Origin of the sequence: Microbacterium sp. JC 701, from assembly GCF_021026215.1 — a bacterium.
GTDB lineage: Bacteria > Actinomycetota > Actinomycetes > Actinomycetales > Microbacteriaceae > Microbacterium > Microbacterium algihabitans.
Genome location: NZ_JAJNCV010000002.1, coordinates 79,197 through 93,351, shown reverse-complemented (window position 1 = coordinate 93,351; position 14,155 = coordinate 79,197). Strand labels below are relative to the sequence as shown.

At 71.8% G+C, this 14,155-nt stretch carries 12 protein-coding genes; 4 read left to right on the top strand and 8 right to left on the bottom strand.

The annotated features are described in order from the left end of the window. Positions 1-55: 55 nt before the first annotated feature. Entirely contained in the window at positions 56-904 is an 849-nt protein-coding gene (locus tag LPW41_RS08385) for a Sir2 family NAD-dependent protein deacetylase (RefSeq protein WP_144833300.1), read from the top strand. A gap of 125 nt (positions 905-1,029) precedes the next feature. Continuing rightward, complete coding sequence (locus LPW41_RS08380) at positions 1,030-1,617, top strand: histidine phosphatase family protein (protein WP_144833298.1); 588 nt, start codon at positions 1,030-1,032, stop codon at positions 1,615-1,617. A 318-nt stretch (positions 1,618-1,935) separates the two neighbouring features. On the opposite strand, the gene LPW41_RS08375 is transcribed toward LPW41_RS08380, so the two are convergent. From LPW41_RS08375 to LPW41_RS08355, 5 genes are read right to left on the bottom strand one after another with little or no spacing between them, the layout of a single operon-like run. After that, positions 1,936-2,739 carry a CoA ester lyase gene (locus LPW41_RS08375; RefSeq protein WP_230704580.1) on the bottom strand — a complete coding sequence of 268 codons (804 nt, stop codon included), beginning with the start codon at positions 2,737-2,739 and terminating at the stop codon, positions 1,936-1,938. Then, the gene (locus tag LPW41_RS08370; RefSeq protein ID WP_144784845.1) at positions 2,736-3,203 is read right to left on the bottom strand and encodes a MaoC family dehydratase; all 468 of its coding nucleotides are present in this window, start codon (positions 3,201-3,203) and stop codon (positions 2,736-2,738) included. Before LPW41_RS08370 ends, LPW41_RS08375 begins: the two co-directional genes overlap by 4 nt. Then, the gene (locus tag LPW41_RS08365; RefSeq protein ID WP_308071709.1) at positions 3,200-4,378 is read right to left on the bottom strand and encodes an acyl-CoA dehydrogenase family protein; all 1,179 of its coding nucleotides are present in this window, start codon (positions 4,376-4,378) and stop codon (positions 3,200-3,202) included. Before LPW41_RS08365 ends, LPW41_RS08370 begins: the two co-directional genes overlap by 4 nt. Then, complete coding sequence (locus tag LPW41_RS08360; RefSeq protein WP_230704579.1) at positions 4,375-6,645, bottom strand: biotin carboxylase N-terminal domain-containing protein; 2,271 nt, start codon at positions 6,643-6,645, stop codon at positions 4,375-4,377. Before LPW41_RS08360 ends, LPW41_RS08365 begins: the two co-directional genes overlap by 4 nt. 2 nt (positions 6,646-6,647) lie before the next feature. After that, entirely contained in the window at positions 6,648-8,270 is a 1,623-nt protein-coding gene (locus tag LPW41_RS08355; protein ID WP_230704578.1) for a carboxyl transferase domain-containing protein, read from the bottom strand. A gap of 322 nt (positions 8,271-8,592) precedes the next feature. Between LPW41_RS08355 and LPW41_RS08350 the strand changes: the two genes are divergently transcribed. Beyond that, a complete protein-coding gene (locus tag LPW41_RS08350; protein WP_230704922.1) occupies positions 8,593-9,294 on the top strand; it encodes a TetR/AcrR family transcriptional regulator in 702 nt (233 codons plus the stop codon). Between the two features lie 140 nt (positions 9,295-9,434). Here LPW41_RS08350 and LPW41_RS08345 read toward each other — a convergent pair whose 3' ends face one another. The 3 genes from LPW41_RS08345 to pdhA all read right to left on the bottom strand — a co-directional run bounded on the left by LPW41_RS08345 (position 9,435) and on the right by pdhA (position 13,326). Beyond that, positions 9,435-10,925: a dihydrolipoamide acetyltransferase family protein gene (locus LPW41_RS08345; protein WP_230704577.1), complete on the bottom strand. Its 1,491-nt coding sequence runs from the start codon at positions 10,923-10,925 to the stop codon at positions 9,435-9,437. Positions 10,926-10,980: 55 nt separating this feature from the next. Then, complete coding sequence (locus tag LPW41_RS08340; protein WP_230704576.1) at positions 10,981-12,024, bottom strand: alpha-ketoacid dehydrogenase subunit beta; 1,044 nt, start codon at positions 12,022-12,024, stop codon at positions 10,981-10,983. A 156-nt stretch (positions 12,025-12,180) separates the two neighbouring features. Next, on the bottom strand, positions 12,181-13,326 hold the full coding sequence (gene pdhA / locus LPW41_RS08335) for a pyruvate dehydrogenase (acetyl-transferring) E1 component subunit alpha (RefSeq protein WP_154096712.1): 1,146 nt from the start codon (positions 13,324-13,326) through the stop codon (positions 12,181-12,183). 177 nt (positions 13,327-13,503) lie between these two features. On the opposite strand from pdhA, the gene LPW41_RS08330 reads away from it, so the two are divergent. Beyond that, the gene (locus LPW41_RS08330) at positions 13,504-13,977 is read left to right on the top strand and encodes an Lrp/AsnC family transcriptional regulator (RefSeq protein ID WP_144833281.1); all 474 of its coding nucleotides are present in this window, start codon (positions 13,504-13,506) and stop codon (positions 13,975-13,977) included. The last annotated feature ends 178 nt before the right edge of the window (positions 13,978-14,155 follow it).

Sequence of the window (14,155 nt, the reverse complement as noted above, 5' to 3'; positions counted from 1 at the left end):
GCCGCGCGAGCCGGGGTCGGCGGCCCGCCATAGACTCGATATGACGGAGGTGCGCATGACCGACACGGTGCAGGATGCCGAGTTCTCGGCATCCGTCGATCGTGCCGTCGAGGTTCTGGCGGGCCGTCGCGTGGCCGTGCTGACGGGCGCGGGGGTGTCGACCGATTCGGGGATCCCCGACTATCGCGGCAAGGGTGCTCCCACGCGCACGCCGATGACGGCGCAGCAGTTTCTCTCGAACGCCGATGCGCGTCGTCGGTACTGGGTGGGCAGCCACCTCGGCTGGAAGGTGTTCGCCGCCGCCGAGCCGAACGACGGCCATCGCGCGCTCGCCGCGCTCGAGACGGCGGGTGTCGCCAACGGCGTGATCACGCAGAACGTCGACGGACTTCACGTGCGCGCCGGCAGCGGACGCGTCGTCGAGCTGCACGGCACGATGCGCCGCGTCGGGTGCCTGCAGTGCGGGCAGGTATTCGACCGCCGCGATCTGGCCGAACGCGTCGAGGCCGACAACCCCTGGATCTCCCTCCCCGAGAACGTCGAGCTCGGCCCCGACGGCGATGTCACCCCGGCGAGCGCCGACGGCTTCGTCGTTCCCGTGTGCTCGGTGTGCGGGGGCACTCTCAAGCCCGACGTCGTGTTCTTCGGCGAGTACATCCCGGTCGAGAAGTTCCGCGAGGCCGAGCAGCTGGTGCACGCCAGCGACGCGCTCGTCGTGGCGGGGTCGTCGCTGGTGGTCAACTCCGGTATCCGGCTCGTCGAGCGGGCACGGCGCAAGCGTCTTCCGGTCGTGATCGTCAACCGTGGAGCCACGCGCGCCGATCAGCGCGCGGCCGTGAAGATCGACGGTGGCACGAGCGACGTGCTGAAGGCCTTCGCCGAGCGGCTGCCCGGACTGCTCTGACTCCGGCGACGTCCGCGGCGGCACGAGCGACGTGCTGAAGGCCTTCGCCGAGCGGCTGCCCGGACTGCTCTGACGGCCCGACGCCTCTCGGCATCCGGTCATCCCGCGCCGGTTAGGCTCGAACCGTGACGATTCTGACTCTGGTGCGGCATGGCGAGACGGCGTGGAACTACGAGGGGCGCATCCAGGGGTCGACCGACATCCCCCTGAACGACACGGGTCGTCTGCAGGCCCGTGGCATCGCCGACACCCTCGCCGCGGAGTACGCCGGCCGTGAGGTCGTCGTCGTCTCGAGCGACCTGGGCCGTGCCGCCGAGACGGCCGACATCATCGCCGCCGCCCTCGGCACCGAGGTCTCGCACCGCTTCCCCGGCCTGCAGGAGCGCTCCTACGGCGAGGCCGAGGGCATGGACGCGCCCACCTTCTACGACACCTACGGCCCGTGGCACGCGGCCGATGTGCCCGGCGCCGAGACCTGGCCGGTCGTGCGCGAGCGTGCGCTGGCCGCGCTCGCCGAGGCCGTGGCATCCGCCCCCGACGGCGTCGACGTGATCGCCGTCGCGCACGGGGCGCTCATCCGCGAGGTCATCATGTTCGCCACCGACGGAGAGTTTCCCCGCGAGGGCGAGCGCCTGCCGAACTGCTCGGCGACGACGTTCCGCCTCGATGGCGACCGTTGGGAGATGCTGGCCTACGCCGGCGTCGCGAGCTGACCCGAGCCCAGGTCCCTGAGCCTGTCGAAGGGACCGGAACCCGCGGACACCCCGGACCCCAGGTCCCTGAGCCTGTCGAAGGGACCGGAGACCGCGGACACCCGGAACCCGCAGACACCCGGTGGCTTCGACACGCTCAGCCACCACCCACGCGCGAACCCCGATCGCTGACCCCGGTGGCTTCGACACGCTCAGCCACCTCCCACGCGCGAAACCCGGTCGCTGACCCCGGTGGCTTCGACACGCTCAGCCACCACCCACGCGCGAACCCCGATCGCTGACCCCGGCGGCTTCGACACGCTCAGCCACCTCACCCGCTCACCCCGCCCGTGCGATGAGCGAGCGGGCGTGGCGCAGGATCGGCTCGTCGATCATGCGCCCCCCGTGGCGGAACACTCCCCGCTCCCCCTCGGCCGCGGCGAGCACTCCGCGCGCCCACTCGACCTGCTCGGGGGGCGGGGCGTACGCCTCGCGGATCGTCGCGACCTGCCCGGGGTGGATGCACGCGGTGGCCGTGAATCCGGATGCCACGGCATCCCGCGCCTCGTCCGAGAGTCCGTCCAGGTCGGCGATGTCGACGTGCACGGCGTCGATCGCCCTCTTGCCGAAGGCCCCGGCGGCGAGCAGCACCCGGGCCCGTGAGAGTCGAGCGATGTCGCGGTACGAGCCGTCGTCGTGGCGGCTCGAGGTTCCGCCGAGGCTCGCCACGAGGTCTTCGGCACCCCACATGAGGGCGACGACCTGCGGGAGCGCGGCGATCTGCTCGGCGGCGACCACTCCGCGCGCCGTCTCGCACAGGGCGATGACGTCGTACCCCTCGAGAGGGGCGAGGGATGCCGGGTCCTCGGCCTTCGCGACCATCACGCGCCGCACGCGCGTCCGCGCGAGGGCGTTGAGGTCGAGCGCGAAGTCGGGCGTCTCGGGTCCGTTGACCCGCACGATCACGCGGTCGGGGTCGGGATCGGCGGCGATCAGCTGCGCGCGGGCGTCGGCCTTGGCATCCGGGGCCACGGCGTCTTCGAGGTCGAGGATCGCGGCATCCGCCCTCTCGAGCGCCTTCGACAGCCGCTCCGGGCGGTCGCCGGGCACGAACAGGAGTGCGGGCCCGAGCGCGAAACTCACGCCGCCGCCTCCTGCGCCCACACCAGCACCGTGCGGGTCGCGGTGGCGACCACCTCGTCGTTCTGCGAGCGTCCGGTGTGCTCCATCACGACGATCCCCTGTCCGGGGCGCGACGCCGACGGCCGCACCGAGACGATCTCGGTCTCGGCGATCAGGGTGTCGCCGACGAACAGCGGGGCCGGGAAGCTCACGTCGGTCAGCCCGAGCTGCGCGACGAGCGTGCCCTGGGTGAGCTGTCCCACCGACAGGCCCACGAGGGTCGACAGCGTCCACATCGAATTCACCAGCGGACGCCCGAACGGCTGGGTCGCCGCGTACGCCGCATCGAGGTGCAGCGCCTGCGGATTCATCGTCAGGGTCGTGAACACGACGTTGTCGGCATCCGTCACCGTCCGCCCGGGGCGGTGCGCGTACCTCTCACCGACGACGAACTCCTCCAGATACAGGCCGCGCTGCTCGATCATGCCGCCACGGTACCCGTGAGCCCCAGCGCGCGCGAGATCACCATGAGCTGCACCTCGGTCGTTCCCTCGCCGATCTCGAGGATCTTGGAGTCGCGGTAGTGGCGCGCCACGGAATACTCGTTGATGAACCCGTTGCCACCGAACACCTGTGTCGCATCCCGCGCGTTCGCCATGGCGGCATCGCTCGCGGTCATCTTGGCGACGGCGGCGTCGACGGTGAACGGCTTTCCGGCGTCGCACAGGCGCGCGGCGTGCACCCACGCGAGGCGGGCGGTGTGCACGCGGGCGTGCATGCGCGCGAGCAGGAACTGCATGTTCTGGCGCGTCGACAGGCGCTCGCCGAAGACGGTGCGGCTGCGGGCGTAGTCGACGGCGGCTTCGAGGCAGCCCTCGGCGGCTCCGGTGGCGAGCGCGGCGATCGCGACGCGGCCCTCGTCGAGCGTGCGGAGGAAGTTCTTGAACCCGTGCCCGCGCTCACCGAGCAGGTTCGCCTCGGGAACCCGCACGCCGTCGAAGGTGAGCGGATGCGTGTCCGAGGCGTTCCAGCCGACCTTGTCGTACGCGGGACCCACGGTGAAGCCCGGCGTGCCGTTGGGCACGATGATCGTCGAGATCTCGGGGCGGCCCGCATCGGTGCGCCCGGTGACAGCGGTGACGGTCACGAAGCGCGTGATGTCGGTGCCGGAGTTGGTGATGAACTGCTTCGTCCCATCGATCACCCATTCACCGCCCTCGAGCCGCGCAGTCGTGCGGGTGGCGCCGGCGTCGCTGCCGGCCTCCGCCTCGGTGAGTCCGAATCCGGCGAGCGCGCGACCGGCGACGAGGTCGGGCAGGTACTCAGCCTTCTGCGCGTCGGTGCCGTAGCGGTAGATCGGCATCGCACCCAGGCCGACTCCGGCTTCGAGGGTGATGGCCATCGACTGGTCGACGCGCGCGACGCCCTCGATCGCGACGCACAGGCTCGCGTAGTCGCCGCCCTGTCCGCCGACCTCTTCGGGGAACGGCAGGCCGAAGAGCCCCAGGTCGCCCATCTGCTCGACCAGGTCGAGGGGCAGCTGGTGGGCGCGGTCGGCTTCGTACGAGCGCGGCGCGATCACCTCGTCGGCGAACTCGCGCACCATCGCGCTCAGTTCGCGCTCGTCGTCGGTGAAGGCCTGCTGGCTGTCGATGCTCACGAGAGGGACTCCTTGTGGGAAGGGATGGGGGCGGATGCCGGGATGCCGGCGGAACCGTGCGGTTCGGGGTGGGAGGAGGGTGAGGTGACTGAGACGGCACTGCGGGTCCCGGGCCCTTCGACAAGCTCAGGGACCTGGGTAGCGGCGGTGGCTGAGCCTGTCGAAGCCTCCGGCGCGGGAGCACTGCGGGTTCCGGACCCTTCGACAAGCTCAGGGACCTCGGTAGCGGCGGTGGCTGAGCCTGTCGAAGCCCCCGGCGCAGGAGCACTGCGGGTCCCGGACCCTTCGACAAGCTCAGGGACCTCGGTAGCGGCGGTGGCTGAGCCTGTCGAAGCCCCCGGCGCGGGCCATGCGGGGTCCACGCGGGTCCCGGGCCCTTCGACAGGCTCAGGGACCGGCGTTACGGGCGTCACCGTCGCGACCACCGCGTCTCGCGCGACCTGCGCGCCGGCCGCCGTGCGCAGGCGCACCGTCCCCGCGTGCGGGCTCACGACCGTGTGCTCCATCTTCATCGCCTCGATGGTGACGAGCCGGGCGCCCGCGTCGACGGCGTCTCCGTCGGCGACGTGCACGGCGACCACGGTGCCGGGGAGCGGAGCGATGAGGTCGGGGGCGACGGCCCCGGGCGCGCGGCCCGCGGCGACGCGGCGACGCTCCGTGGCATCTCGCCGCGACACCACTCGCAACCGGTGCGCTCCCCCGTCGGCGTGCACCCAGTACTCGACCGGGCCGCCCGTCACGACCGCCTCTCCAGCGGTACCCGGCGCGACAGCGTGCACCTGCCCGGCGTCGTCTTCCAGCGACACCGTGCGCGCAGCCACCGCTCCGCCGGCACGCCAGGCCCCCACGCGTCCCCAGACCGAGCCGTCAGCCGGATTCCCGGCATCCGCGACTCTCTGCGCCACGGCGGCGAGCGCGGCCGGCGACGGTTCCGGAGCCTCCGGAGTCCCCCGCCGATCGAGCAGCCCCGTGTCGAGGTCACCCGCGCGCACGGCGGGATCGGCGAGCAGAGCCCGCAGATCCGCGATGTTCGTGTCGACGCCGAGCACGATCGTGTCGGCGAGGGCGGCGTCGAGTCGCGCGAGGGCGGTCTCGCGGTCGGGTCCGTGCGCGATGACCTTGGCGATCATCGGGTCGTACAACGAGCTGATGACACTGCCCGTCTCGACGGCGCTGTCGACGCGGGCGGATCCCGGATGCCACAGGCCCACGGTCCCGGTCGCGGGGAGGTATCCGCGGGCCGGGGTCTCGGCGTACACGCGTGCCTCGATCGCGTGTCCGTCGAGGCGGATCTCGCCGAGCTCGAGCGCGAAGCCCGCCGCGACCCGCAGCTGCTGCTCGACGAGGTCGATGCCGGTGACCATCTCGGTCACGGGGTGCTCGACCTGCAGGCGCGTGTTCATCTCGATGAAGAACGGCTCGTCGAGCCGGTCGCCCGCGACGAGGAACTCCACGGTGCCCGCGCCGAGGTAGCCGACGCTGCGGGCGGCGGCGACGGCGGCCTCGCCCAGGCGGGTGCGCGTCGCGGCATCCACGACGGGTGAGGGGGCCTCTTCGATCACCTTCTGGTGCCGCCGCTGCAGGGTGCACTCGCGCTCGCCGAGCGAGAGGGTCGTGCCGTGCGCGTCGGCGAGCACCTGCACCTCGATGTGGCGCGGGCGCTCCAGCAGCCGCTCGAGCAGCAGGGTGTCGTCGCCGAAGGCCGCGGCGGCGACCCGTCGTGCGGTCGCGAGGGCGTCGGCGAGGTCGTCGGGCCCGGTGGCGACGGTCATGCCCTTGCCGCCCCCGCCGGCGGAGGGCTTCACGAGCAGGGGGTATCCGGCGCGATCGGCTTCGGCGGCGATCTCGGCGTCGGAGAGACCGGTCGCCGAGAACCCCGGCACGGTCGGCACGTCGTGGGCCGCGACGTGCTCCTTGGCGCGGATCTTGTCGCCCATCACCTCGAGCGCCTCGACTCCGGGGCCGACGAAGACGATCCCCGCCGCGGCGCACGCGCGGGCGAAGCCGGCGTTCTCGCTGAGGAAGCCATAGCCCGGGTGCACGGCATCCGCCCCGGACGACACCGCGGCGGCGACCACCGCGTCGACGTCGAGGTACGAGGGCACGCGCACAGCGTGGTCGGCTTCGCGGGTGTGGGGCGCGTCGGCATCCGCGTCGGTGTAGACGGCGACCGAACGGATGCCGAGACGCCGCAGCGTCCGGAACACCCGGCGCGCGATCTCGCCGCGGTTGGCGACGAGAACGGTGGAGAAGGGGCGAATGGTCATGTTCACATCCGGAAGAGGCCGAAGCCCCGGTCGGCCAGCGGCACGCGACTGACGACGTCGAGCGCGAGCCCGAGCATCGTGCGGGTGTCGGCGGGGTCGATCACGCCGTCGTCCCAGAGCCGGGCGGTGGCGTAGTACGGGCTGCCCTGCTCGTCGTAACGGTCGCGGATGGGTTTCTGGAAGGCCTGGTCGTCGGCATCCGTCCACTGATCACCGCGCGCGGCGCGCTGATCGCGCGTGACGGTCGAGAGAACGGATGCCGCTTGCGCCCCGCCCATGACCGAGATGCGGCTCGAGGGCCAGGTCCAGAGGAACCGCGGGTCGTACGCGCGGCCGCACATGGCGTAGTTGCCGGCGCCGTACGAGCCGCCGACGAGGACCGTGAGCTTGGGGACGCGGGTGGTCGCGACGGCGGTGACCATCTTGGCGCCGTCTTTCGCGATGCCTCCGGCCTCGGCATCCCGCCCCACCATGAACCCGGTGATGTTCTGCAGGAAGAGCAGGGGGATGCCGCGCTGATCGGCGAGCTCGATGAAGTGCGCGGCCTTGAGCGCCGACTCGCTGAAGAGAACGCCGTCGTTCGCGATGATCGCGACCGGGTGCCCGTGCAGGCGCGCGAAGGTCGTGATGACGCTCTCTCCGTACAGCGCCTTGAACTCGTGCAGGGTGCCGGCATCGACGAGGGTGTCGATGATGGCGCGCATGTCGACGGGCTGCGTGACGTCGGCGGGGACGATGTCGTAGAGCTCCTGCGGATCCCGAGCGGGATCGTTCGGCGCCTCGACCTGCCAGACCGGCGCGGGCGTCTGCGGAAGGGTCGCGACGATGTCGCGGACGATCTCGAGCGCGTGCTCGTCGTCGTCGGCGAGGTGGTCGACGACTCCCGAGCGGCGGGCGTGCAGGTCGCCGCCGCCGAGCTGTTCGGCGGTGACGTCTTCGCCGATCGCGGCCTTGACCAGGGGTGGTCCGCCGAGGAACACCGTGCCCTGGTTGCGCACGATCACGCTCTCGTCGCTCATCGCGGGGACGTAGGCTCCACCCGCGGTGCACGAACCCATGACGGCGGCGATCTGCGGGATGCCGCGGGCCGACAGCTGCGCCTGGTTGCGGAAGATGCGGCCGAAGTGCTCGCGGTCGGGGAACACCTCGTCCTGCATCGGCAGGAACGCCCCGCCCGAGTCGACGAGGTAGATGCACGGCAGGCGGTTGTCGAGGGCGATCTCCTGCGCGCGCAGATGCTTCTTCACCGTCAGGGGGAAGTACGCCCCGCCCTTCACGGTGGCGTCGTTGGCGACGACCATCACGTGGCGCCCGTGCACGAGGCCGATCCCGGCGACGACCCCGGCACCGGGAGCCCCGCCGTCGTAGAGGCCGTGGGCGGCGAGGGGTGCGACCTCGAGGAAGGGACTGCCCTCATCCAGCAGGCGGTCGATGCGGTCGCGGGCGAGGAGCTTGCCGCGGGCGGTGTGACGCTCTCGCGCGGCGTCGGATCCACCGCGGGCGGCCGTGGCGAGGGTTGCGCGCAGCTGTTCCGCGAGGTCGCGCTGGGTGGGCGGCGCGGGGGTGGCGGGCGCGGCGTTCGGTGACGTCTCGGGCGCTGGCGCGGTGACCGGTGCTGTGCTCATGGCGGCTCCGTCTCGGGGCCGCATCGTCGACGGCACCGTCGTTCCGGTCGGGGTCGTTTCCGCCGGAGGGGTTTTCAGTTAATGTTGGCTAACTGAGATTCCAGGCTAGCCCGAGCGGATGCCGATGACAAGAGCAAACGACGAGCCTTCAGGGGCCGACGGCGAGACGCGCGCTGACGCGGTGACCGCGGTCGCCCCCGCTCGCGTCGACGTCTCGGCGGACGACGCCTCCGGCGCGGCACGCGACCGCGCGACGGGCCCGACGCCTGACCCCGCTTTCGGCACCGCCCGCGACCGCGCCAAGGCCGACCGCCGCGCGGCCCTGCTCGCCGCCGCCGCCCGCCTGTTCGCCGAGCGCGGGTTCGACGGCGTGACCCTCGGCGACATCGGCGAAGCCGCCGGAGTGAGCGGCCCGGCCGTCTATCGCCACGTCGCGGGCAAGCAGGCGTTGCTGGGCGCGATCCTCGTCGACGTCAGCGAGCGGTTGCTCGAGGGCGGGCGACGGGTTGCCGGGTCCTCCGTCGCGCACACACCCGCAGACCCGGCCCCCACCTCCCGTGGCGCCGAATCCCTCCGCGATCCTGCACACACGGCATCCGCCCCCGACCGTCCTGCGGATCGCGGTGCCGACGCGCCGTCTCACGCAGCCCCAAAGCCGCGTGTCGCGGCTGATCTCCGCACGACGGCGGCGCCCGCCGACACCACGCTCCGCGCGCTCGTCGACTTCCACGTCGCGTTCGCGCTCGCCGAGGCCGATGTGATCCGCGTGCAGGACCGCGACCTGGATCGCCTCTCCCCCGACGACCGCCGCACGGTGCGCAATCTGCAGAACGCCTACGTTGCGGTGTGGACTGAGGCGCTCGCCACAGCGCTCCCGGATGCCGAGTCCCCCGCCGAGCGCCGCGTGCGAGCCCTGGCGTGCTTCGGTCTGATCAACTCGACCCCGCACAGCGTGCGCGGAGTGCCCGCGGCTCGCGTGCGCCCCACTCTGACCCGCATGGCGCTGGCGGCGCTGACGGCCTGAGTCCCCGCCATCCGCCCCGCAGCCGGCGCCCGGCGAGGCGCGCCCGCCTGGCACCCCTCAAAACCGGAAGGTGCCGAGGGCGACCACTCCCCCGGCACCCTGTCGATGCACCGCGCGACGACCGCGCCGCCGCGCGTCGCTCAGCGCAGCAGCATCGCCCGCCCTGGCTCGCGCAGCACGCCGGCGACGTCGGTGAGGAATCGCGCCGCCTCGGCCCCGTCGACCAGCCGGTGGTCGAACGAGAGGCTGAGGGTGAGCACGTCGCGCAGGGCGATCTCGCCGTGATGCTCCCACGGCGTGCGCCGCAGGGCGCCGACCGCGAGGATGCCCGCTTCGCCGGGATTCAGGATGGGCGTTCCGGCATCCACTCCGAACACGCCGACGTTGGTGATCGAGAACGTCCCGCCGGTCATCGCGGCCGGAGCGGTGCGTCCGGCGCGGGCCGTCGCGGCGAGCTCGGCGATCGCGTCGGCGAGGTCGACGAGGTCGAGCCGGTCGGCATCCGGAATCACGGGAACCACGAGACCGCGGTCGGTCGCGGCGGCGATCCCCAGGTTGACGTAGTGGTGCTCGACGATCTCACCCGCCGCTTCATCCCACTTGGCGTTGAGCGCGGGAGTCCGCCCGAGCGCCAGGCACACGGCCTTCGCGACGATCGCGAGCACGCCGATGCGGTGCCCGTCGAGCGCGCGGTCAGTCTTGAGCGACGCGAGCAGTTCGGTGGTCGCGGTGACGTCGAGGGTGAGGAACGTCGTCGCGTGCGGAGCCGTGAACGCGCTCTGCACCATCGCCGCGGCCGTGTGCTTGCGCACTCCGCGGATCGGCGTGCGTGTCACCCGATCGGCGGACCGGCCGGTCGGGGGGACCGTCGACATTGAAGCGGGGGCGGATGCCGTGACCTCGCCCACCTGGCCGCGCGCCACCGTCCCACCGGGGTTCGCGGGGGCGGATGCCGCGACCTCGGGCATCGCCGGAGTGCGCGCAGCGAACTCCTCGACGTGGCCGCGCGTGACCATCTCACCCGGGTGGGCTGCGGCGACCAGCACGAGGTCGACCCCGAGGTCTTTCGCGAGCTTGCGCACCGGCGGGGTCGAGCGCGGACGCTCGAGAGGCAGGTCGATCGGACCGGTCTTGACGACGTCGTGGGGAGCGGCCTCGCGCACGGCGTGGTCGGAGTCGATCACCGCGGTCCCACCGCCGCGCGCGCGTCGCTTCGGACGGTTGCCGGATGCCGGGGCGGCGCCGTACCCGACGAGGTTCGGGGTCGCGCGGGCGGCGATGTCGTCGGCGGGGGCCTCGAGCGGTGCCTCGGTGACCGTCTCGACGGCGCGGCCGGCCCCGGCCTCTCGAGTCGCCTCAGCAGAGGGGGCCGCCGGGGTACCGGCATCCGTCCCGCCGAGGTCGAACGACACCAGGGGTGAGCCGACCTCGACGACGTCTCCGGCCGCGGCGTGCAGACCCTGCACGGTGCCGGCGTACGGCGAGGGGATCTCGACGATCGCCTTCGCCGTCTCGACCTCGGCGATCGTCTGGTTGAGGGTGACGGTGTCGCCCTCGGCCACGTGCCACTGCACGATCTCGGCCTCGGGAAGCCCCTCGCCGAGGTCGGGAAGCAGGAACTCGGCGATCATCGAACGCCTCCTTCGATCGTGCCCGCGATCCGCCCTGCAGCACTGCGCTCCGCGATCATCGAACGCCTCCCTCGACGGTCGCGGCGGATGCGCCACCGGTGGGCGAAGAGCCCGCACTGCGCTCCAGCACCAGATCCACCGCGTGCAGGATCCGGTCCAGATCGGGCACGTGGTGCTTCTCGAGCTTCGACGGCGGGTAGGGGATATCGTGCCCGGTGACGCGCCGCGGCGGCGTCTCGAGGTAGTGGAAGCACTCCTCGGTGATGCTCGCGATGAGCTCCGCGCCGACTCCCGCTTCGCGCGCGGCCTCGTGCGTGACGACGACGCGTCCGGTCTTGCGGACGGATGCCGCGACCGTGTTCATGTCGATCGGCGAGAGCGAGCGCAGGTCGATGACCTCGAGCGAGATCCCGTCGTCTTCGGCGGCGACGGCGGCGTCGAGGGCGGTTCGCACCTGGGCGCCGTAGGTGACGATCGTGGCATCCGTGCCCTCGCGGGCGACGCGCGCGAGGTGCATCGGCGGGGCGTCGGCGAGGTCCGCGTCGAGATCGACCTCGCCCTTGGAGTGGTACAGGCGCTTGGGCTCGAAGAAGATCACCGGGTCGTCGGAGGCGATCGCCTGCTGCAGCATGACGTAGGCGTCCTGCGGGTTCGAGGCGGCGATCACGCGGAGTCCGGCGGTGTGCACGAAGTACGCCTCGGGCGACTCGGAGTGGTGCTCGGCCGCGCCGACGCCTCCGGCCCACGGGATGCGGATGACCAGCGGCAGCCGGATGCGACCGTTGCTGCGGTAGTGCAGCTTCGCGACCTGGCAGACGATCTGGTCGAACGCCGGGTAGACGAAGCCGTCGAACTGGATCTCGACGACGGGTCGGTAGCCGCGCAGGGCGAGGCCCACCGCGGTGCCGACGATGCCGGCCTCGGCGAGCGGGGTGTCGACGACGCGCTGCACGCCGAAGCGCTTCTGCAGGCCGTCGGTGACGCGGAAGACGCCGCCGAGCTTGCCGATGTCCTCGCCCATGAGCAGGACTTTGTCGTCGTTCTCGAGTGCCTTCGACAGGCCCGCGTTGATCGCGGAACCGAGGGTCAGGGAAGTCATCGCGACATCTCCTTCTCGTCGCCGTGGGGAGCTTCGGGCACTGCCGCGGTGATCGCGGAGCCGAGGTTCAAGGAAGTCATCGCGACATCTCCTTCTCGTCGCCGTGAGGAGCTTCGGGCACTGCCGCGGTGATCGCGGAGCCGAGGGTCAGGGAAGTCATCGCGTGCCCTCCTGCTCGAACCCCGCGAGGTAGTCCATGTACTCGGCCTTCTGCCTTTCGACTCCGGCATGCGGTTCCGCGTACACGTGGTCGAACATGGTCTCGGGCGCACGCGTGGTCGCTCCGATGCACGCGGCGCGCACGTCGGCGGCGAGGGCGTCGGCGGCCCGGGCGACCTCATCCATGCCGGAGTCGTCGAGCATGCCCTCGGCCCGCAGGTAGGCCTCGAGCCGGGCGATCGGGTCGCGACCGGCCCACCGCTCCACCTCGTCGGCGTCGCGGTAGCGGGTGGGGTCGTCGCTCGTGGTGTGCGGACCCATGCGGTAGGTCACGGCCTCGATGAACGAGGGCCCTTCGCCGCGGCGGGCACGATCGAGGGCCCAGCGCATGGCGGCGACGCAGGCGAGGGCGTCGTTGCCGTCGATGCGGAGGCTCGGGATGCCGAAGCCCGGCGCCCGGCCCGCGATGGGGTACTTGGCCTGCACGGTGACGGGCTCGGAGATTGCCCACTGATTGTTCGAGCACACGAACACCACGGGGGCGCCGTACGACGAGGCGAACACCATCGCCTCGTTGACGTCGCCCTGGCTGGTGGCACCGTCGCCGAAGTACGCCACGGCCACATCGGTCGAGCCGTCGCGCTGCGCACCCATGGCCCAGCCCGTCGCGTGCAGCGAGTGCGCGCCGATGATGATCTGGGGCGGGGCGACGTTGATCGACGCGTGGTCGTAGGCGGAGTGCTCTTCGCCGCGCCAGGCAAGCACGTAGCCCTCGGGCTTGGCGCCGCGGGCGAGCAGCACGCCGTGCTCGCGGTAGCTGGGGAAGGCGAAGTCGCCGGGAGCCATGGCGTGGGCGGTGCCGACCTGCACGGCCTCCTGGCCGCGGCAGGGCGCCCACAGGGCGAGCTGACCCTGGCGCTGCAGCGCGACGCCCTCGGCGTCGAGGCGACGGGTGAGCACCATGTCGCGGTGGAGGGAGCGCAGCTCGTGCGGCGAGAGGTCGGCGATCCAGGGATCGAGCTCGGCGTCGGCGATACGAGTGCCGTCCGGCTCGAGCAGGCGGAGGACGACGTCGACGTCGTCCTGGGGGTCGTGGTCGTCGGCTCTTCCGATCGAAGAGTCTCGCGTCTGGGTGTACGTCATCGTCATCCCTCCAGGTGCGGCCCGTGGCTCCTCGTGAGAGCCGGGGCGATCCGGGTGTCGGCAACAGCGCCGACGTGGCCGACCGTACGCGCGGAATGCACCCCGCTCAAGACCTCGTCGTCATATTGAGCACTGTGCCCATTGCAGACGGCCCCGGCGCTGCTAATGTTTCGCAGCATGAGCAAGCTCGACGCGGTCGACCTCGACCTCCTCCGCGCCCTGTCCGCCGATCCGCGCGCCACCGTCGTCGCGCTCGCCGAGAAGCTCGGCCTCTCGCGCAACACCGTTCAGGCGCGCATGAGCCGCCTCGAACGCGGTGGGGTGTTCCTGTCGTACGAGCGGACGTTGTCGGCGGAGGCGCTGGGCTTTCCGATCGAGGCGTTCCTGCAGGTGACCGTGCGCCAGGCCGAGCTGCCGATCATCCGCGAAGAACTCGCCAAGGTTCCCGAAGTGCTGCAGGCGCACGGGCTGAGCGGTCAGGTCGACCTGCTCGTGCGCGTCGCGTGCCGTGACACCCAGCACCTGTTCGACACCGATGCGCGCATCCTCGCGATCGAGGGCGTCGAGCGCACCGAGACCTCTCTGGTGATGGGCGAGGTGATCGGCTACCGCGTGGGCCCGCTGATGCAGCTGGCGCGCGAGGAGAACTAGCCCGCGAGGTCCCTGAGCCTGTCGAAGGGACCGGAACCCCTGAAAGACCGGTGGCTTCGACAGGCTCAGCCACCTGCGAACCGAAGGTCCCTGAGCCCGCGAGGTCCCTGAGCCTGTCGAAGGGACCGGAACCCATGAAAGACCGGTGGCTTCGACAGGCTCAGCCACCTCCAAACCG

Coding starts and splice junctions, on each gene's coding strand:
- LPW41_RS08345 (WP_230704577.1), bottom strand. CDS start 10,925: ATGATCGCCGAGTTCCTGCTTCCCGACCTCGGCGAGGGGCTTCCCGAG.
- LPW41_RS08355 (WP_230704578.1), bottom strand. CDS start 8,270: ATGAGCACAGCACCGGTCACCGCGCCAGCGCCCGAGACGTCACCGAAC.
- LPW41_RS08330 (WP_144833281.1), top strand. CDS start 13,504: ATGAGCAAGCTCGACGCGGTCGACCTCGACCTCCTCCGCGCCCTGTCC.
- pdhA (WP_154096712.1), bottom strand. CDS start 13,326: ATGACGTACACCCAGACGCGAGACTCTTCGATCGGAAGAGCCGACGAC.
- LPW41_RS08340 (WP_230704576.1), bottom strand. CDS start 12,024: ATGACTTCCCTGACCCTCGGTTCCGCGATCAACGCGGGCCTGTCGAAG.
- LPW41_RS08370 (WP_144784845.1), bottom strand. CDS start 3,203: ATGATCGAGCAGCGCGGCCTGTATCTGGAGGAGTTCGTCGTCGGTGAG.
- LPW41_RS08385 (WP_144833300.1), top strand. CDS start 56: ATGACCGACACGGTGCAGGATGCCGAGTTCTCGGCATCCGTCGATCGT.
- LPW41_RS08360 (WP_230704579.1), bottom strand. CDS start 6,645: ATGACCATTCGCCCCTTCTCCACCGTTCTCGTCGCCAACCGCGGCGAG.